Origin of the sequence: Paraburkholderia agricolaris (assembly GCF_009455635.1) — a bacterium.
Taxonomy (GTDB): Bacteria; Pseudomonadota; Gammaproteobacteria; order Burkholderiales; family Burkholderiaceae; genus Paraburkholderia; species Paraburkholderia agricolaris.
The window spans coordinates 1,890,304-1,909,608 of the sequence record NZ_QPER01000002.1 but is presented as its reverse complement, the minus strand read 5'-3'; the positions used below and the strand labels follow the sequence as shown (position 1 = coordinate 1,909,608).

17 protein-coding genes are annotated in these 19,305 nt (G+C 60.2%); 14 read left to right on the top strand and 3 right to left on the bottom strand.

Going from position 1 to position 19,305, the window contains the following annotated elements; genetic code table 11:
• Positions 1-123 precede the first annotated feature (123 nt).
• On the top strand, positions 124-354 hold the full coding sequence (locus GH665_RS29895; RefSeq protein ID WP_153140794.1) for a hypothetical protein: 231 nt from the start codon (positions 124-126) through the stop codon (positions 352-354).
• 118 nt (positions 355-472) lie between these two features.
• Here GH665_RS29895 and GH665_RS29890 read toward each other — a convergent pair whose 3' ends face one another.
• Positions 473-958: an OB-fold protein gene (locus tag GH665_RS29890; RefSeq protein ID WP_153140793.1), complete on the bottom strand. Its 486-nt coding sequence runs from the start codon at positions 956-958 to the stop codon at positions 473-475.
• Between the two features lie 886 nt (positions 959-1,844).
• On the opposite strand from GH665_RS29890, the gene GH665_RS39500 reads away from it, so the two are divergent.
• The 6 genes from GH665_RS39500 to GH665_RS29865 all read left to right on the top strand — a co-directional run bounded on the left by GH665_RS39500 (position 1,845) and on the right by GH665_RS29865 (position 8,525).
• Positions 1,845-1,967 (top strand): hypothetical protein, encoded by a 123-nt coding sequence (locus tag GH665_RS39500; protein WP_281357357.1) that lies wholly within the window; start codon positions 1,845-1,847, stop codon positions 1,965-1,967.
• 525 nt (positions 1,968-2,492) lie between these two features.
• A complete protein-coding gene (locus tag GH665_RS29885) occupies positions 2,493-3,521 on the top strand; it encodes a TRAP transporter substrate-binding protein (RefSeq protein WP_153142363.1) in 1,029 nt (342 codons plus the stop codon).
• 3 nt (positions 3,522-3,524) lie between these two features.
• Entirely contained in the window at positions 3,525-5,417 is a 1,893-nt protein-coding gene (locus tag GH665_RS29880; protein WP_153140792.1) for a TRAP transporter large permease, read from the top strand.
• A 19-nt stretch (positions 5,418-5,436) separates the two neighbouring features.
• A complete protein-coding gene (locus tag GH665_RS29875; protein WP_153140791.1) occupies positions 5,437-6,507 on the top strand; it encodes a LacI family DNA-binding transcriptional regulator in 1,071 nt (356 codons plus the stop codon).
• Positions 6,508-6,653: 146 nt separating this feature from the next.
• Complete coding sequence (locus GH665_RS29870; protein ID WP_153140790.1) at positions 6,654-7,679, top strand: hydroxyacid dehydrogenase; 1,026 nt, start codon at positions 6,654-6,656, stop codon at positions 7,677-7,679.
• Positions 7,680-7,706: 27 nt separating this feature from the next.
• A complete protein-coding gene (locus tag GH665_RS29865; protein WP_153140789.1) occupies positions 7,707-8,525 on the top strand; it encodes an amidohydrolase family protein in 819 nt (272 codons plus the stop codon).
• Between the two features lie 112 nt (positions 8,526-8,637).
• Here the strand turns inward: GH665_RS29865 and GH665_RS29860 are convergent, their stop codons facing one another.
• On the bottom strand, positions 8,638-9,411 hold the full coding sequence (locus GH665_RS29860) for an IclR family transcriptional regulator domain-containing protein (protein ID WP_153140788.1): 774 nt from the start codon (positions 9,409-9,411) through the stop codon (positions 8,638-8,640).
• Positions 9,412-9,556: 145 nt separating this feature from the next.
• Here GH665_RS29860 and GH665_RS29855 point away from each other — a divergent pair, with 145 nt between their 5' ends.
• Entirely contained in the window at positions 9,557-10,366 is an 810-nt protein-coding gene (locus GH665_RS29855) for a shikimate dehydrogenase family protein (protein ID WP_153140787.1), read from the top strand.
• Positions 10,367-10,517: 151 nt separating this feature from the next.
• Positions 10,518-11,927 carry an MFS transporter gene (locus tag GH665_RS29850; RefSeq protein ID WP_153140786.1) on the top strand — a complete coding sequence of 470 codons (1,410 nt, stop codon included), beginning with the start codon at positions 10,518-10,520 and terminating at the stop codon, positions 11,925-11,927.
• 188 nt (positions 11,928-12,115) lie between these two features.
• Here GH665_RS29850 and GH665_RS29845 read toward each other — a convergent pair whose 3' ends face one another.
• Positions 12,116-12,874: a polysaccharide deacetylase family protein gene (locus GH665_RS29845; RefSeq protein WP_167531028.1), complete on the bottom strand. Its 759-nt coding sequence runs from the start codon at positions 12,872-12,874 to the stop codon at positions 12,116-12,118.
• A gap of 728 nt (positions 12,875-13,602) precedes the next feature.
• On the opposite strand from GH665_RS29845, the gene GH665_RS29840 reads away from it, so the two are divergent.
• From GH665_RS29840 to GH665_RS29820, 5 genes are all read left to right on the top strand, one after another.
• Positions 13,603-14,823: an MFS transporter gene (locus tag GH665_RS29840; RefSeq protein WP_153140784.1), complete on the top strand. Its 1,221-nt coding sequence runs from the start codon at positions 13,603-13,605 to the stop codon at positions 14,821-14,823.
• A 236-nt stretch (positions 14,824-15,059) separates the two neighbouring features.
• On the top strand, positions 15,060-15,932 hold the full coding sequence (locus tag GH665_RS29835) for a M24 family metallopeptidase (RefSeq protein ID WP_153140783.1): 873 nt from the start codon (positions 15,060-15,062) through the stop codon (positions 15,930-15,932).
• An 11-nt stretch (positions 15,933-15,943) separates the two neighbouring features.
• On the top strand, positions 15,944-17,743 hold the full coding sequence (locus tag GH665_RS29830) for an SDR family oxidoreductase (RefSeq protein WP_153140782.1): 1,800 nt from the start codon (positions 15,944-15,946) through the stop codon (positions 17,741-17,743).
• A 37-nt stretch (positions 17,744-17,780) separates the two neighbouring features.
• Entirely contained in the window at positions 17,781-18,683 is a 903-nt protein-coding gene (locus GH665_RS29825; RefSeq protein ID WP_153140781.1) for a metal-dependent hydrolase, read from the top strand.
• Positions 18,684-18,788: 105 nt separating this feature from the next.
• Positions 18,789-19,301, top strand: a complete 513-nt coding sequence (locus GH665_RS29820) for a sigma-70 family RNA polymerase sigma factor (protein ID WP_153140780.1) — start codon at positions 18,789-18,791, stop codon at positions 19,299-19,301.
• The last annotated feature ends 4 nt before the right edge of the window (positions 19,302-19,305 follow it).

The window sequence follows — 19,305 nt, the reverse complement described above, 5'->3', positions numbered from 1 at the left end:
CAAGCTACCCTAGGCGCAAGGTGATTTGCATGTAATGCTGCTCCAGCTCAGAAGTGCCCATATGACCGGCGATCGCCTATGATGAAACGGTGTTGCGCAACACGTCACCCCTTCGGAGGCACTATGGATCTACCTCAAGCAGACGACGCGGACCCCGCTACTGTCTTTACTGCCGCGTTGAGCGTTCTGTTCCAGACCCACCCCGACAAGGCGGCGCTACTGCGAGCGTGGGAGCCTATAGCGGCCTCGATGCCCCTCATGATGCTAAAAAACGGCGCAACCGAAGTATCGAAGAATGCCAACGTCGTGATCGCGCAAGGCCTCCTGCATATTGCACGCAGTGATACCGTCTAGACGGCAAAGAAACGATCGACCTCGAATTGATGGGAAGCCCATTGCGGGTGTTGGACACAAGGTATGTAATCAAAAAAGCCCGCGTTTTGCGGGCTTTTTTGATTACTGCTGCGGACATCTATGTTCTAGGATTGCAATCCCGGATGATTGGGCTTCCGATGATTTTTCCTGCGCCGACGCAAACCCACGCTATCTTCTGCCCCTTACGCAGTGAGGCTGCAAGCGATTCATGTTCCTTGTCCAAGTATGCGTGGACGGGCATAAATTCGTTCTTTGTCCGCAGTGCGACGACGATGTTATCAAACGCATCTTTGTCAATGCTTTGTACTGTGCCCGCGATAGCAAGCGCTTTTCCTTTGTACTTCTGGTCCGCGGCGACCTCATTGCTATCGTAATCGTCGAACAAGACGCCGGTCGCGACATTGATCGGTGCAACGGGCACCGCCGCCGAAGTCGCAGTAGCAGACTGCTCGCGTGCATTCGCGTTGGAAGCCCCCGTGCTCGTCTCAGTCGCGGATTGTTTGGGAGCAAACACGCCAACCAGAATAACAAGCGCCACCAGCCCGCCGCAAATAATCCCGATCCACTTGAACAGCTTTCTCATACACACCCCTTGTTACGCCAAAATGCGCTCGTTAGAAATATTACAATCGCGAAAGGCGGCATTATAGCCAGAGACAGTGATAAGTCAGACAAAAGAAGGGTTATGGCTCGGGTTTATCATGTACGTATGCAGGTGGCCCTATGCCCGCGAACATTCGGCCTGAGCGCCACATTCGCGGCAGCTCGACTGCAAGCGAGCGCCAACGCGCGAGTACGGCCGCGAACGTGCCTTCACGCTTGGCGCGCCGGATTTTGTCGACTACGTTCCAGCCACGTACATATAGCGCAAAGCTGCGCCTGCTCGAAAGGAAGTGCGGGGCGTGGACTCCAACCCACGCGAGCATTTCTGCAGGCGGAACGTCTGGAGCTGTGGGATCGGGCTCGATATTGGCCACTACAGGAGTTTCGTCGGCCGAAGTTTCACCGCTGGAATTGCCTTGCATCGCGGAAGTCTCAAGCGCGAGCAGGCGGAGCATTTCAATGCGATGCCACGGTATTGGCGACCGGCCGGCGACGTAGTTGCGGATCGTTCGCGAGCAACAGCGCAGTTTTCTGGCGACTTCAGCGATCGTACGGCCGCCAGTCAGTTCCAGAAACTCATGCAGACAGCCGTGTCGTTGCTCTGCGAACACCTGAGAACCCTCTGAAGTCTGAAGGGCGCGTAAACTAACGTAAACATTACAATCTCGCAAAAATCGCTACAGATTGTAAGCAACGAGGAGTTGGTGTTAGCAAGCCTATTTGACATAAGATAAATTATCAACATATTGGATGTAGAGGCTAAGTTGTAATGTCGTGTTCTGGCTCATTAGAAATGTCCGGTTCCCGGCTCCGGGCCGGCTGCTGTGGCGCATGCTGCGGCATTACAGCCAGCCCGGAGCCCGACCATGAACGGACGTGGATTCATCACGATCAGCATGCACGAGCTCGAGCGCGTGAAGATCATCGAAGCGGTCGCCCAGCGGCGGCTGACGGTCGTGCTGGCGGCCGAGCGGCTGGCAACTGTGTGAGCGTCAGGTCAGCCGGCTGGTGCGGCGCTACGAGGCTGCAGGACCGACCGCGCTCGTTTCGGCTCGGTGTAGGCAATCCAGCAATCGCGAACGGCCGGCCGCCATTCCTCACCCTGGCCAGATGCGCCGAAAGCAACGACGTGCGGTAACGGCGGCCGAAAGGTATTCCAGGCTGGCATTGGCAACCGTTCATGTCAGGTTCATTTACTGCGGATGAATGTCATGCGCGATCAGGGCGCTGTCCCGCACTGCCCTGCACTCCGCGATGCTGAGCATCGAGTAGACCATCAACTTTAGCGGCGGCACAGTGTGGAATACTGCCCGACCAGCTTGATTAGACATCCTCTCTAAAATAAAAATTTCATCCTGCTCGCCTGTTTGCACCACACAGCATCCACGTTGCCAGACCGTATTTGCGACGAACCTCTGCCAAGGGTAAGTACTGATTTTACGATTAGTGTATCGATATACTATATCGATACACCAAATAAACGCGCGCCATTGACGGCGTACCAGGAGACATACATGGTTTCTATTTCCAGGCGAAGGTTTCTCCAATCCGCCTCCGCTGCGTCCGTCGTGGCGCTCGCTACGTTTCCTGCCGCAGCGAGCGCCCAGCAGCCGGTCACACTGCGGCTTTCGTCGTCAATGCCCGTGAACGAAAACGCCTCGCTCCACGTGTGGTACGAACAGTTCGCGGCAAACCTGAAGGCTCGCGTTGGCGACAGCATCCAGATCGCCTACTTTCCGAACAGCCAGCTTGGTCAGGAACGGGACGTAGTCCAGCAGGTGAAAATTGGATCGGTCGACATGATGGTCTCCGGGTCGTCCATATGGGCAACGATTTTTCCGGAGATAGGCATGCTCGATCTGGGCTTTCTGTTCGACAGCTACGCGCACGCCGCTCGCACGCTGGACGGCCCCGTGGGCGCAAAATTGACTCAACTGTTACAGGAGCGTTCCGGCTGCCAGATCCTGACGTGGGCGTCACAGTTCGGCGCACGCAACGTCTTCACAAGAAAGCCCCTTCAATCGCTTGCTGAGTTTAAGGGGACCAAGCTCAGAGTATTGCCGACCCCGGTGTTCGTCGACACGTTCAAAGCGATGGGCGCGGTCCCCACACCCATCCCGTTCGGGGAGCTCTACATGGCTTTGCAGACCGGCGTCGTTGACGGTCTCGAACACGATGCCCCCACGGTGCTGTCCAGCAAGTTCAACGACGTTACCCATTCGTGCTGGCAAACCCGGCATGTATTCAGTCCGCTCGTCGTCGTGATGGGAAAGCGCACGCTGGACAAAATTCCGCTCAACCTGCGCCCCGCATTTCTTCGGGCAGTCAAGGAGACGAGCATCAAACAGAACGCGATCGCACTCGGCAAAGCTACGGAAGCGGAACAGGCACTCGCGCAACGCGGGATGGCATTTTTCCCGATGGCGCAGGCCGAGCGTGATGCCATCCGGCGCCAGCTCCAGGACAATCTGTATCAGACCTTCGCGAAGCAATATCCGGTGACGGCACCGCTTCTCTCTTCCATTACTGCCGCGAAAGGGTGAGCCGTGACTGCTCTGACAGCCTCTACATCGGAAGCCCCAGCCGCCGTACCGGAATACGGTCGGAACACAGTCTTCGGTCGCTGGCTCAACCGCTTGCTCAGTTCCACGGAATGGCTCTCCGGGATCGTTCTGGCCGTGGATGTGTGTGTGGTCTTCATATCGGTCATCTACCGGTACTTTCTCCACGACCCGGTTGACTGGGCGGAGGAAGCTGCAAGTGCCCTGATGGTCCTGCTGGTTTTCTTTGGCGCCGCGTCGTTGCTTGGACGCAGCCAGCACCTGGGCGTCGACGTGTTACGGGGCCTCCTACCCAGTCGATGGCAGCCACTGCTGATTCACATGGGACACTGGATTATCGCCAGTGTCTCCGCCAGCCTGTGCATCTCATCCTTCCTGTTACTTGCCGATTCCTATAGTCAAACAACACCAAGCGGTCTGCCCGGGTGGATCAATGTGTACCCGATTGTGATCGGCAGCCTGTTCATGACGCTGTTTGCTATCGCAAATGCGTTGAACGGGGCGACTTACCTGGTGGTGGGAAGTTTTCTGACAAGCGCCGCCATGGCGGCGGGGGTTTTCGCCTGGAACACGTTCCTGCCGGAGTACAGCCTCACCCCCGGCGTTCTGCTCTGCGTTGGCTTTGTAGGCGGTTTAGCGCTCGGTATGCCGATCTGCTTTGTGTTAGCCCTGTCGTCACTGCTCTTCTTTCTCGCAGAGCCGAGCTTGCCAATGCTCGTCTATTCGCAGCAGGTCCTGGCAGGAACGGGGCACTTTGTCTTGCTGTCCATCCCGTTCTTTGTAGTGGCAGGCCTGTTGATGGAATCAAACGGCATGTCTTCGCGTCTGATCGAACTGCTACTGCGCCTGTTTGGACGTGTGCGTGGTGGCCTCGGACTCATCACGATTCTGGCAACCGCATTCTTTTCCGGAGTGTCCGGCTCGAAACTCGCTGACATTGCGGCGGTGGGTGGTGTCCTGATGCCGGCCGTGCGAAAAACCGGTGAAGACCCGAACGAGACGGCGGCGTTACTCGCCTGCAGCGCGGTGATGGCGGAGACGATTCCACCTTGCGTCAACATGATCATCATGGGGTTCGTGGCGAATATTTCGATCGCCGGACTCTTTCTCGCAGGGATCGTCCCGGCCATCGTCCTCGCGCTATCGCTGGGTATCGTGGCTGTGATCTACGGCCGCAAGATCGATTCTGCACGCGCCTTCGCGCAGCGCAGACGTTGGCTGCCGCTGCTGGGGGGCGCGCTCGTAGCGTTGATCATGGTCGGCATGATCGGCAAAGGCGTGACTTCCGGGGTCGCGACGTCAACTGAAGTATCCGCATTCGCTGTCGTCTATGCGCTGGTGGTCGGTTGGCTCGCATTCCGGGAGTTGACGGTGCGATCCGTCGCGCGGCTGTTCGTGCAGGCGGCGTCCATGTCGGGCGGCATCCTGTTCATCGTGGCGTGCGCGTCCAGCGTGTCCTACGCCTTGAGTCTTGAACAGATCCCGGACTTGCTATCGGGTACGATGCTGGCAATTGCGAATCACTATGGCGCCACGCTGTTCCTGCTGGTCTCCGTACTGATCATGACGGTATTTGGAGCGGTACTCGAAGGTGCGCCTGCCTTGATCATTTTTGGTCCGTTGCTGGTTCCTGTCGCGCAGCAACTCGGCATCAACCCGCTACACTTTGGCACAGTCATGGTAGTTGCAATGGGGCTGGGTCTGTTTGCGCCTCCGGTCGGCCTGGGTTTATTTGCCACATGCGCCATTACGGGTACGCAACTCCGGGCAGTCGCGCCTGCCATGCTGAAATATCTGCTGGTCCTGTGCATCGCACTCATCGTGCTTGTGCTGGTTCCATCTTTCTCCCTATGGCTACCAAACCATTACGGCTTGTAACTACTTTAAAGAGGATCCTGTGAGTACGATACAGGACGTGGCCCGTCAGGCCGCTGTCTCAGTGAGCACAGTGTCCAACGTGCTGAACGGCCGCACGGACAGAATGCGGCCCGAAACCCTGCTGCGCGTCGAGGCGGCAATCGCCGAGCTCCAGTTTCGTCCCAATTCGCTGGCACGGCAGCTCAAGACCGGCCAGACCCCATTGCTCGGACTTCTGGTGCCTTCCATTGCCAATCCGATGTACGGCATGATCGCGCGAGCCGTCGAAACTTTCGCGCAGGAGCAATACGGTTATCGGGTCATCGTCGGTAATACCTATCGCGAGAAGGACAAAGAAGCCGCATTCCTCGAGGACTTGCTGGCGCACGGCGTGCGACGTGTCGTTGTGATCTCATCGCTGGCTGACGAGCATCATCTGACGCAAGCGGTCGAGCGCGGCATGGTGGTGGTGAGCTTCGATCGCCGGGCAACGCCAGGGGAAGCGTCGGGCATCGATCACGTTACCCCCGATAACTTTGAGGCCGGCCGTCTCGCGACCCGGCATCTGATCGCCTACGGCCACACACGCCTTGCGTTCGCAACCGTTGCGGGACTGACCGTGGGCCGTAGCGACAAGATCCGCGGCTTTCTTGCGGCAGCGGCGGAAGCCGGACTGCAACAGCATGCCCGCGTTCTGGAGGGCGGCCCGATGAACGAGTACGGCGACGCGGCGATCGGTGAAGTGGGTCGCGAGCTTGCTAAATTGGCCGCCAGGGATCCTCATCGGCCCACTGGCGTGGTGGCCGTGAACGACATGATGGCACTGGGATTTATGGCCGGTTTGCGTGAAGCGGGGCTGCGGGTGCCGCACGACATGTCGGTCGTTGGCATGGACGGCCTGTTTCTTGCCGAGATTGCCAATCCTGCGTTGACCACCTTGCAACTCCCCGTGACCGAGATGGCTCGTGCCATGGTCGAACGCGCGATGAGCCGCCAATCCCATCTGGAGCCAGCTGCAGAGGAGCAGGTTTTTCCGTTCACCCGTTTGATCGAGCGCGAATCAGTGGGGCCACCTCCGGTGAGCGGAACGAAGGTGCCGATAACGCGATAACGCGACGGAAGCCCCGGCAATAAGCGCTGCTTTCGCCGGCGGCTCGTCGTGCCAGCATTTGAAAAATGAAACAGTCCCATCCGGTCTGCAAATTGCCGGAGGGCCGCTTGCGCCCTCTTACGTACAAGAAGCATCAAGGTTAACCAATGAAGAACGTTTTCGTTTCTCATCCCCGCCATTTGCTGCAACAGTACTATGGCGACAAGGCGATCGATGCATTGCAATCGGTCGCCAGCGTCACGTTTAATTCCGAGTGCCGCGAACTCACGATCAATGAACTTTCTGCCGCCGCTTGCGATTCAGACATCATCGTCGCGTATCGGCAAACCCCGGCGCCCGAGTCGCTGTTTAGCGCGTTGCCAAGGTTGGCCGCATTCGTGCGCTGCGCAGTCGATATCCGCACAATCGACGTCGATAGCGCGAGCCGGCATGGCGTACTCGTCACACACGCCAGTGCGGGTTTTATCCCGGCGGTCTCCGAATGGGTACTAGGGTGCATGATCGATATGGCCCGCAACATCAGCACGTACGCCGAGTGCTATCGCCGTGGCGAACCGCCTGCGTCTGTGATGGGCCGGGAGTTACGGGGCGCGACGGCGGGGATCATCGGCTATGGGCAAATATCCCGTTACCTGTGCGATCTGCTTGTGGTGCTCGGCATGCGGGTGCTTATCGCGGACCCACATGCCTCCATCGAACATCCGTCGCGGCAACAGGTTCCGTTGGCCGAGCTTTTGGGCAATGCCGATTTCGTGATTTGCCTCGCTGCGCTCAATGCGGAGACCGAGAACCTGCTTGACCGGAAAGCGTTTGCTTCGATGAAACAAGGCGCATGGTTCATCAATGCGGCGCGCGGTGAACTGGTGGATGAAGTGGCGTTGCTCGACGCACTGGACTCCGGTCGTCTCGCCGGGTGCGCGCTCGATGTGGGCCTGGCGCCCGACCAGATGCCGTCACCGATTGTGGCCCGACATCCGCGGGTGATCGCAACACCGCACGTGGGCGGGCTGACTTCAGCGGGCATCGAACACCAGGCGCTCGAAACCGTCGAGCAGGTTAAAGCCATTCTACAAGGGCAGATTCCGATCGGGGCCGTCAACGCTACGCATGCGACCCGGCTGAACACATTCAGGCAGCAAATAGCGCATCGCACGACCACGACGGCCATCTGACCAATCATCTTCCTACATTGAACAGCTATGGATGCTCATCATCTTGACGGCGCGTGCGATTGCCATATCCACATCTACGAAGACAGTTACCCACTCGCCCCCAGCGCCACCTTCCGTCCCCCTCCTGCGCCGGTCGCGTCGTACCGCCAGGTACAGGCATCGCTCGGTCTGACACGGGTAATCGTCGTGCAGCCTACGGGTTACGGTTTCGACAATCGATGCACGCTATCGGCGCTCGCGCAGTTTGGCAACACAGCGCGCGGTATCGTCGCCGTACCGCCCACCGTAACCGACGCGGAGCTTGAGCGTTTACATGAGGCCGGTGTGCGAGGTATCCGGTACATGATGATACCTGGCGGCGGCGGCCTCATGCAGTGGGATAGCCTTGAGGAAATGGCCGCGCGTATTGCCCCATTGAACTGGACCATCAACCTGCAACTTGACGGACGTGATATTCCTCAGTACGAGGCTACCCTTCGGCGATTGCCTGGCAGACTGGTCATCGACCATACCGGCAAGTTTCTCGAGCCGGTACGAACCGACAACGAGGTCTTCATGGCGTTGCGCCGCGTTCTGGAGCGCAATCAGTGCTGGATCAAACTTTCTGCGCCGTACGAAACATCGCGCTCCGGTCCGCCGCATTACGAAGACGTGTCGATCCTGGCACGTGCCCTGACCCGCCACTATCCGGAGCGTTGCCTCTGGGCCAGCAACTGGCCACATCCGAATGCCAATCCGGCACCGTCAAACATCCGTCTACTCGATTGGCTCACGGATTGCGCCGGCAGTGATTCCGTGACACGAAAGATCCTGATCGACAACCCCGCCGGGTTATATGGGTTTTAAGGCGGTGATGCACGTTGGGAGACGTTAGCTATCCGCATGTCGGCCAACGTCTACCGTCGACATGTGCTGGACTATCGCGCGATCACAGTCGTGAGACGGTAAACGGCTAGGGTTAGATATCGATGATCGGCCGAAGCAAAGCTTGTCCTTCATACAGATACCGCAGATACCGCTCACGGATATCCGTCGGCGTCATCGATGACACCTGCATCGTGATCGTCAGGCTCGCCCGCATCTCACCGTCCCGGTTAGTCAGCGGCACCCCGAGAATTCTCATGCCCACTTCGTATTCCTGATCCAACTCCACGTAGCCCTGCGCGCGGACCTGGGCGATGGCGGTCTTGATGTCGTCGACCGACTTGAGAGTGAACGGCGTCAGCGGCTGCAGATCGACTCGGCTCAGATACGCGTCGAGCTCGTCGTCCGGCATCGACGCCAGCCATAGACGGCCGCTGCCGGTGCAGTACATGGGCAGTCGAAATCCCTGACGGATCGACAGCGACGATACGTTTGCGACTAGGCTACGGACGATATGCACGACCTCGTCGCCATCGCGCACTGCGACTGACACATGTTCGCGTGTTTCGGCCGCCACCTTTTCCACAATCGGCCGGAGCATCCGCGGCAGCCGCGCGGAATCGACGTAAGCCTGTCCGAGGCGCAGCGTCCTGGCCGTCAACCAGTAATGCCGGCCATCGGTTTGCGCATACCCGTCGTGCACCAGCGTCAACAGGAAACGCCGCGCGGCGCTCTTCGTCAACCCACCTAGCCGGGCGGCGTCGGGCACGCTGAGCCGGGGTGTTTCGTCGGTAAAAAGTTGAATCAACGCCAAGCCCTTCTGAAGGCCGACGATCAGATCGCGTTCATGGATCAGCGGGGCTTTCATCGATTTCGACCGTTAAACCATAAGAATGACGCGATTATCGCATCGAAGTTGCGATGATTGGGCTATCTGCCTGATTCCGGCGTTGCCCGGACTCGCTCGTGGTCGCATCATCGGCGCTCGCTTACAACGTTATCCGGTGCAATTCATGATCAGCGGCACGACCGAACTATTGGCCATCGTAGGGTCTCCTATCGCACAGGTGAAATCGCCGCATAACTTCAATGTCTGGTTCGAACGGCATGGGAAGGACGCTTCGATGATTCCGATTGATCTCGAAAGCGGGTCGCTGGATCAGTTCATCGAGGCAATGCGCGCATGGCGCAATCTGCGCGGCTGCGTTGTCACCGTGCCGTACAAGCAGGACATGGCCACGCGCATTGACCTGCTGAGTGATCGGGCCCATGCGCTCGGTTGCGTGAACGTTATTCGCCGCGAAGCGGACGGCACGTTGATTGGCGACATGGTCGATGGCGATGGCTTCATGAACGCAGCACACGGTCACGGTTTCGAGCCGAAAGGCACGCACGCGCTGGTGATCGGCGCCGGCGGCGTCGGCAGCGCGATCGCGTGGTCACTGTGCGAACACGGCGCCGCGGCGATCACGTTGACGGACCTGGACGCCTCGCGCACGCAGCGGTTGCGCGCGTTATTGGCGGCGCACTACCCGGGTGTCGCGACCAGCTCGGATTTCGACTCACTGGCGTCATTCGATCTCGTCGTCAATGCCTCGCCTGTCGGCATGACCGGTAATGAAACATTGCCACTGCCGCTAGACCAGATAGCGACGCTGAGTGCCGGCATCCTTGTCGCGGACGTCGTCACCTCGCCCGATATCACGCGCTTTCTCGAGGTTGCGCGCGACGCGGGGTGCCGGATCCAGACCGGTGCCGAGATGGCGTTGGCGCAATTCGGCAACCTCGGCGCGTTCATGAATATGACGCCGCTGGAAGCCTGATCGTCGGCGGCTCACTTACATCGCACGACGCATGCGCGATCCGGCGCCCGGACCGAATGGCATTTCGCAATGCAGCGGCGACGCGCGGAAGGCCGCCACGGCGGCGCTGTCCGCCATAGCAGCACATTAAAACCAATCAGGAGACACAACGATGCCAACTCACAACGAAGCACAGAATCCGTCTGCACAGCAGACCCGGCGCGCAACGGCCAGCGGCTGGATCGGCTCGGCACTCGAGTACTACGATTTCTTCATCTACGCGCAGGCAGCGGCGATGGTTTTTCCGCAACTGTTTTTCCCGGCCGGCAACCCTAAGCTGGCGATTGTCGCGTCTCTTGCGACCTACGGTGTCGGTTACGTTGCGCGGCCGATCGGCGGCTTCGTGCTTGGGCGACGCGGCGACACGCACGGGCGCAAGCATCTGCTATTGCTGTGTATGTTCCTGATGGGCGTCTCGACGTTCGTTGTCGGGCTATTGCCGACCTACCATCAGGTCGGCGTTCTCGCACCGATCGCCCTCGTCGTGCTACGCCTGATCCAGGGCTTCGCGGTGGCCGGCGAAATTTCCGGTGCCAGTTCGATGATTCTCGAACAGGCGCCGTTCGGCCAGCGCGGGTTTTACGCCAGCTTTGCGTTGCAGGGTACGCAAGCCGGTCAGATCTTCGCCGCCGCGATTTTCATGCCACTCGCCTATTACATGCCGGCTGACCAGTTCGCGTCATGGGGCTGGCGTATTCCGTTCCTGCTTAGCGCGCTCGTGCTCGCGGCCGGCTTCGTGATTCGCCGCAAGGTGTCAGAATCGCCGGCATTCATTCAGGCGGATTCGAACGGCGGCGTGCCCGCATCACCGATCGCAGTCGCACTGCGCGAGAACTGGCGAGATATCGTGCGGATCGCAATCATGGCGCTTGCCGCGGTGATCGCGATGGTGGCAACGATCTTCGGTGCCGCGTACGCGGTGCAACCGTCGTACGGGATCGGCTTCCACGCGAACACGTATCTCGTGATCCCGCTCGTCGGCAACCTCGTTGCCGTGCTTGTGATTCCGTTTGTCGGCAAACTGTCCGACCGGATCGGACGGCGGATTCCAGTGATCGTCGGTTCGGTCGGCGCGGGGTTGCTGTCGTACGTGTATCTGTACGCAATCAGCGCGAGAAATGCACCGGTGGCGATTGTCACGTCGGTTCTGATGTGGGGTGTGATCTATCAAGGATTCAATGCGGTGTTTCCGAGTTTCATGCCCGAGTTGTTCCCTACGCGTACGCGAGTGTCGGCCATGTCGATCGGACAGAACATCGGGATGGCGTTAACGGCGCTGCTGCCTTCGCTGTTCGCCGCGATCGCTCCGCCCGGATCGAAAGATATCCCGCTTGTGATCGGCACCGCGACGCTCGCGATTACTGGCCTCGCGGCGCTCGCGGCCTGGACCGCGCGAGAGACGTATCGTACGCAGCTGGATGAACTCGGTGCGCCTGGTGCTTCCGCGAATACGCAGTCGGCGGGTTCGGCGCTGCGCGGAAATTCCGCTCAGCACGCGGCTGCTGTCAGCCGTCCACGCTGACGCCCAGAAACGTTTGGCGTTTGTTGCGGGCGATTTCGGACAGGTGGTCAAAGTTGCGCCCGAGGAGAATCACGAAGCTGTTCGACTGGCGGCTAACGGCACTGACCTGTCCGATCTCGCTCCGGGCGACTAGGTATCTCGCACGAAGCACTCACCGTCACCCATGTGAAAGTGGGTGCAGAGAATCTTCATGAAAACGCGTTCCTTCCAAACTCTCTGAATCGCTTGAACCAGTAGTACGCCCCACCCCACGGGGCGCCTTGATACTGCTGTACCTTTTCCGCCAGCCATTCGCCGTTCTTTCCGTTATCCGCCATGCGATGTATCTGGTACGGATCGCTACCCGGAACGTTGCGCCGGGTGTTGCGCGTTGTATAGAGGTACTCGAACCCGGCCGCTTGCGCGGCGGCGATATAGTCATCGTCGTAGTAACCTTCTGGCCAGCACAAATGGGTCGATGCCACACCCATTTTCTCGGTCAGAATCCGCTTTGACATCTCGATGTCCGTGCTGATGTGGCGAAATTTGCTGGCCGCATCAGTACACGCCAGATCCCAGCGACGGTGGCTGTGCGTATGACTATGAAACTCGAAAGTGCCGGCTGCGCGCATCAGGTCGACCTCACTCCAGCGCACGGCGACATCGTCTGCCTGCCCGCCAGGAATGAGGCGTTCGCACTCCGGGTGCGAACGCTCCGCACCTGTGCCGCGAGTCGGAGAAGACGGAAAGGATCGCGCGGGACCGTCGTGAACGCGACCCGTTACGAGAAACATGATGGCGTTGAGGCCATAACGTTCAAGACACGGATGAGCGTGAATATAGTTGTCCAGATACCCGCCGTCGAACGTCAGCAGGATTGATTTATCGGGCATTGCCGCGCCGTGTAGAAAGCGCGCGAATTCGTCTGCCGTTAGCGTCACGTATCCGTTACGCGCCAGCCAGTTCATCTGCGAATCGAAGTGCTCCGGGGTGATGCTAAGTGCCCCGGGCGTTGGTGAAACGTGGTGGTACATCACTACCGGTACCGAGCGGGCGTACGATTCCATCGATGGCCTTACCTACCATGAATATCAAAATACTCTGCGGTGCCTGCCGCGAGCAATTCAGCCGTTCTTGCCAGACGCTTTGGTGTACTAGCCAAATGCGTTTCCCTTCCATCACGGCACAACGTATTTGCGATGCTAATCACCCCCACTTCAAATGACTGTCGATTTGCTACCGCGATTGTGGAGTTTTGTCGCTGGATATTTCGACCTATTACTTAGTCGAAGCGCGCCCTCGCATTGTCTTCGAAAGACGGAATCCGGAATGGCAACCGGCGAATCGTGCAGGGCTGGTTGTTTCAATAGCGGCAAGCAACGGCGGGACAATCCGGCTCGACGCACGGCAGGGTCGATGCGTCGCTCATCTTGCGGCGCGTAGACAGAACTCGACAAACGTGCAAGCAATTCGACCAGTCGTAAGCGCTCAGGAGCCCGACACCGCCCAACGGATACGCGACCGGCGAGCGCATCGGATGTCGAATGGGGACCCGCATCAGACCGCGGCTCAACCATCACGTGACCAGCTCACCCTACAGGTCTGTAATATGTGTAAACGACGGCCACGTGCCAATCCGGTCAAAGCAGTCGTTCCCGTAGCATTCCCGGCGCTAGCTCCACCCAACCAGGCCACCATGGAACAACAGAATTCCTATCGTGCTCTTCTCAAGATCCCCAGCCTGTTCTCGCTCATTCTTGCGGCGACTCTTTCGCGCCTCGCCGGGCGCATGTTCACCCTGACATTAGTGCTGTTCGTGCTGACGCGATTTTCGTCGCCGGCGTTGGCCGGATGGCTGACGTTCGCCGCGATTGTTCCGGGTCTGGTGGTCAGCCCGATCGCGGGTGCGCTGCTTGACCGTATGGGCCCGACAACGGCATTGAGGATCGATCTGATCGCGAGCGCGATCTACATCGCCGCCATCAGCATGGCCAGTTGGGTTGGCTGGGCCAGCACGCCGGTTCTGTTTGTGCTGGTCGTGCTGTTCTCGCTTACCGGTCCGTTGGGAGCGGCGGGAACGCGAACCCTGCTGCCGCGCCTGGTGCCGGCTCACGCGCTCGATCGGGCCAATGCGCTGGACACCGCGGTCTATGCCGTGGTCGACGTGGTGGGGCCCGGTTTGGCCGGCCTGATCGTTGCTTCGTTCGGACCTGAATCCGCGCTGTCCGTCATCGCCGTGGCTTACGCGGGTGCGGCGATCTGTCTGTCTTACGTCCAGAATCTGCCAGGCCTCGCCTCCACCCAGACATCTCTGCTGCGCCAGACGATCGAGGGCATCCAGATGGTCGCGCGTCAGCCGACGCTGCGGGGACTCGCCATTTCCTATTCGTTGTATCAGGCGACCTGGGGCGTTCTCGTTGTGGTGGTTCCGGTATTCGTGGCTAACCACTACGCCAGTGCGGTGGGCAGTTCAGTAACCGGTTTGCTGTGGGCCGCGATGGGTATGGCCGGTGGCCTGGGAGCGCTTCTCGCCGGCCATCTGCGGACCACGGGCCGTGAACGCCTCATCATGGCGGCCGGAATGATCGTTACCGCCCTGGCCGCATGGCCGGTTGCAGCGGAATTTGGCTTTGGCGGCTTAGCCATCGGTTTGATGCTTGCCGGGGTGGCGTCCGGTCCAATCGACGTCGCGCTGCTGACCTTGCGTCAGCGACGCACCGATCCGCGTCAACTCGGCCGGGTGTTATCCATCTCGATGAGCTTGAATCTCGCCGGCTTTCCGCTCGGATCGGCCATTGCGGGGATGGTGATCACAACCTCCCTGTCCGCGACGTTCGTGATGGCCGGCATCGCTTCAATCATTGCCGCCATCGCGACTGCGTCCATACCTCGCGACCTTGATCGAACGGCGGTTTAGCTTCCTGCCGCGGGTGCCCCGCTTTCAGTTGGTGATTGGACTCCAGTTCAGCCGACTGGAAGCGATCCCGATCGGAACGCACTCTTCCCCACCCTACGACCCACCAGGGAAAAAACCAGTGGACTGGTCTTTCTCATGGTGTAGCATCCAATCGTTACATCATTAAATGTAACAATAAAAAATGTCATCGTGATGGGCTGCTGTACGCCTGTCAGACAGGATATTGGGAGGCAGGTATGGGTGAGAAGGCCATTCCACACGTCAACGTGGACGAGTTGGCGCAGTTCCGTGAAGTCCAGCAACTGGCGTACCGGTGTGTCGAGAGCATCGGCGACATGCTTCGACCGGGCATGACGGAAAAAGACGCCGCCCGGCTGCTGACCGAATGGTTGCAGGACCATGGCGTGCATGACTGGCTGCACAAACCCTTCGCCTGGTTTGGCGACCGTACCGCTTTTGAGGGCTTCTCCGGGTTGTCGCACATGGCCGGCTTCAATCTTGCATTCTTCCCGGGCTCACGCCGTCTGGAAGAAAACATGCCGGTCATTCTCGACGTGGCACCCGTGTTGAACGGGGTGATCGCCGATGTCGGCTACGCGACCTGCGTCGGTACGAATCCGATTCTCGAGCAACTGAAAGACGATCTCGCGGAACACCGCGAACTGATCGTCAGTATGGTCAAACAGCGGCGCACGCTTGCCGACGTGGCGCGCGCGGTCGACCTGCTATGCAGGAAACAGGGCGTGGAGCCGCGTCATAAGGCCTATCCGTTCAAGGTGCTGGCGCATCGGGTCGCGAAGCTGCACAACCCCGCCAAGCCGCGCTTCGTGGCGCGCTTCGGCCTGAACGCCACGCGCAATCTGGTCCTCGACCAGGTGAGCGCGGGCAGGAAAGAAGGCTGGTCGCCGCTGTGGTCGATCGATCGCCGCTCCGATCATGCCCCGACGCCCGGCTTGTGGGCCGTCGAGCCGCATCTCGGCTTTCAGGGCGTGGGCGCCAAGTTCGAAGAACTGCTCGTCATCACCGAAGACGACGCCTACTGGCTCGACGACGACCTGCCGCATGTGCGCCGCTGGGCGCAGCGCGGACGGGCGTTAGCCGCGGCATGACGGAGGCGCATATGCAGCTTTTGACCGAACCCGTGCCGCCTACGCTGTACGAGGCGCCGCCCGCGATGCATCGCACGAGTTTCACGGTGCGCTCGGGCGACGTAACCTTGGCCGCCAGCGCATGGGGCGACCCCGCCCGGCCGACCGTGATCCTGGTGCATGGCTACCCCGACACCAGCGAAGTCTGGAACGCTTTAGCCAGCCTGCTGGCGCAGGATTTCCACGTGGTTGCCTACGACGTGCGGGGTGCCGGGCAATCCACTGCGCCAACCCGCACGAAGGCCTATCGCTTAGGAAAGCTCACCGACGATTTCGTTGCCGTCATCGATGCCGTTAGCCCCGATCGTCCGGTCCATCTGGTCGCGCACGACTGGGGCTCGATTCAGGGATGGGAGTTCGTTACTGAAGAGCGCTTGCGTGGCCGCATTGCATCGTACACGTCATGCTCGGGCCCTTGCCTCGACCATGTTGCGTACTGGATGCGAGCGCGCCTGCTACGTCCCACGCCGCGCTCTATCGGCAAGGTATTGGGCCAGTTGGTGCGCTCCTGGTACGTACTGCTGTTTCACCTGCCGGTGCTGCCGGGATTGACGTGGCGCTTATGGCTCGGCCGCGCGTGGCCGCGGGTGTTGCGTCGGGTGGAAAAGACCGAGGTCACGCCCAGGCCGACCCAAACCCGCGACGGCATGCGCGGCGTATCGCTGTACCGCGCCAACTTCATCCGCTGCCTGTTCATGCCGCGCAAGCGTTACGCGCACGCCCCGGTCCAGGTGATCGTGCCGACGCTGGACAAATATGTCAGCCCGGCGCTGTCCGAAGATCTCTCGCGATGGGTGCCGAAGTACTGGCGCCGTGAACTGACCGCACGGCACTGGGTGCCGCTCACCCATCCCGAACCGATGGCCCGGATGGTGCGTGAGCTCGTCGAACACACCGAGGGCGGGGATGAACCGCAGACGCTGCAGCGCGCCCGCATGGACTCGGCACGCCAGGCGCTCAGCGGCAAGCTCGCGGTGGTGACCGGCGCGGGCAGCGGCATTGGGCGATGCATCGCGCTGGAATTCGCGAAGCAAGGTGCGGCCGTGGTCGCCGTCGATATCGACACCGTAGCCGCGGAGCGCACCGCCACGCTGGTCAGGCTATTGGGAAATCACGCCTACGCGCGCAAGACCGACGTCGGCAGTGCCGCGCAGATGGAAGCGTTGGCCGACTGGGTCGGGACGGAACTCGGCGGCGCTGACATCGTGGTCAACAACGCGGGCATCGGCATGGCAGGCGGCGTACTCGACACCTCGGCACAAGACTGGGAACGCATTCTTCACGTCAACCTGTGGGGCGTGATCCACGGCTCACGCCTGTTCGCGCGCCAGATGGTGAAGCGCGGCAATGGCGGCCACATCGTCAACACGGCGTCTGCCGCCGCGTTCGCCCCTTCACGCGATCTGCCCGCCTACGCGACGACCAAGGCCGCCGTGCTGATGCTCAGCGAGTGCATGCGAGGAGAACTCGCGAGCGAGGGTATCGGTGTCAGCGCAATCTGTCCGGGGTTCGCCGAGACCGGAATCATGGCTGCCACACAGTACGTCGGCGCCAGCCCGCAGGACCAGGACCGCATGCGCCAGAAGGCCACCAGGCTTTATCAGTTGCGCGGACTGAAGCCCGAGGCGGTTGCGAAAGCCGCGCTTGGCGCCGTGTTGCGCAACCGGCCTGTGGTCGCCATCGGCATCGAGGCGCATTCCATGCGGTTTATCTCGCGCTACCTGCCCGGGTTAGGCCGCGTGATCGCCCGCATCAACATGATGCCGCGCTGAGCTCAGTGAGCTCATCAATCAGACGCCGGAGACCGTTATGAACCAAGAGCAAACCCAGCACAAGATCAAGGCCCGCCACGTGAAGTTCGACTGGAGCCAAACACCGATTCAGTGGATTCCGGGCGATCCGTCGAGCACGCACATCATCAATGTGCTGAACCTGCTGTTCCCCGCCGGCGAGCTATGGTTCTGCCGCGTCTACAACAAGGCGCTGCCGCTCATTACCGACCCGGCCTTGCGCGACGACGCCGAGGGTTTTCTCCGTCAGGAGGCGGTGCATTCGCGCTCGCACGGTGGTGTGCTCACGCATTACTACAAGGCGCACGGCATCGACACGCAGCCCTTCACGAAACAACTCGACTGGCTGTTCGGCAAGCTGCTCGGCGAACAGCCGCTTGGGCTGAAGATCGGCAAAACACGGTTTTGGCTGCGTCAGCAGCTTGGCGTGATCGCCGCGCTGGAGCACTTTTTCGGCTACCTCGGCAACTGGGTGCTCAATGCCGACGGGCTCGATGCAGCCCACGCCGACCCCACCATGCTCGACCTGCTGCGTTGGCACGGTGCCGAAGAGGTCGAACATCGCACGGTGGCCTTCGACATCTTCCGGCATATGGGCGGCACCTATTTCGAACGCTGCTTCCATATGCTTTCGACCGTCGTGCTTCTGCTGTACTTCCTGACGCGCGGCGCACGCTTCATGCACCAGCGCGATCCTGCTGCCGGCAGGTACTACGGCTTTATTCTCGCGTGGCGCGCCGGAGCGCGGCGCCGTTGCCTGCCGTCGTTCTGGAAAATGATTGCGGCGGCGTTACGCTATTTCAATCCGCGTTACACGCCGCATCACGAAGGCTCCACTGAACAGGCGCTGGCTTATCTCGCGATCTCGCCGGCAGCGCAGGCCGCGGCACACGGGGGCAACTGGGTTCGTAAAGCCGGCTAATGCGTGAGTTGACGTCTTTCCACCTTACATTTTGACATGTTATGATGCGAATCATTCTCATTTACAAAGGCGTCGCATCCACGGATCTGACGCGCCCGGTGGGCCATGGCGGCAAACGAATCGGCGCTGCATCACGAGATGCAGGCGCTCTACAGCAATCATCACGGCTGGCTCCACGCATGGCTGCGTAAGAAGCTCGGCTGTGCGCATCGTGCGGCCGACCTCGCGCACGATACGTTCCTGCGTTTGCTCGCCCGTGATGAACCGCTGGGTCTGGAAGAACCTCGCGCGTTTCTGACCACGGTCGCGCAACGCGTCATGGCCAATTACTGGCGTCGCGAGCAGATCGAGCGTGCGTATCTGGAAGCGTTGGCGCTCGTGCCCGAGAATTTCGCGCCCTCACCTGAGGAGCGCGCGCTGCTTCTGGAAGCGCTGTGCGAGATCGACAGTCTGCTGGAACGGCTGCCGCTCGCCGTCAAACGTGCTTTCCTTCTGGCCCAGCTCGACGGATTGACCCACGCCGAGATCGCCGCACAACTGAAGCTTTCCATCTCGACCGTGAAACGCCATCTGGTGCGCGCCGGCGCACAGTGTTTCTTTGCGCTGAACGTGGCCTGACGGA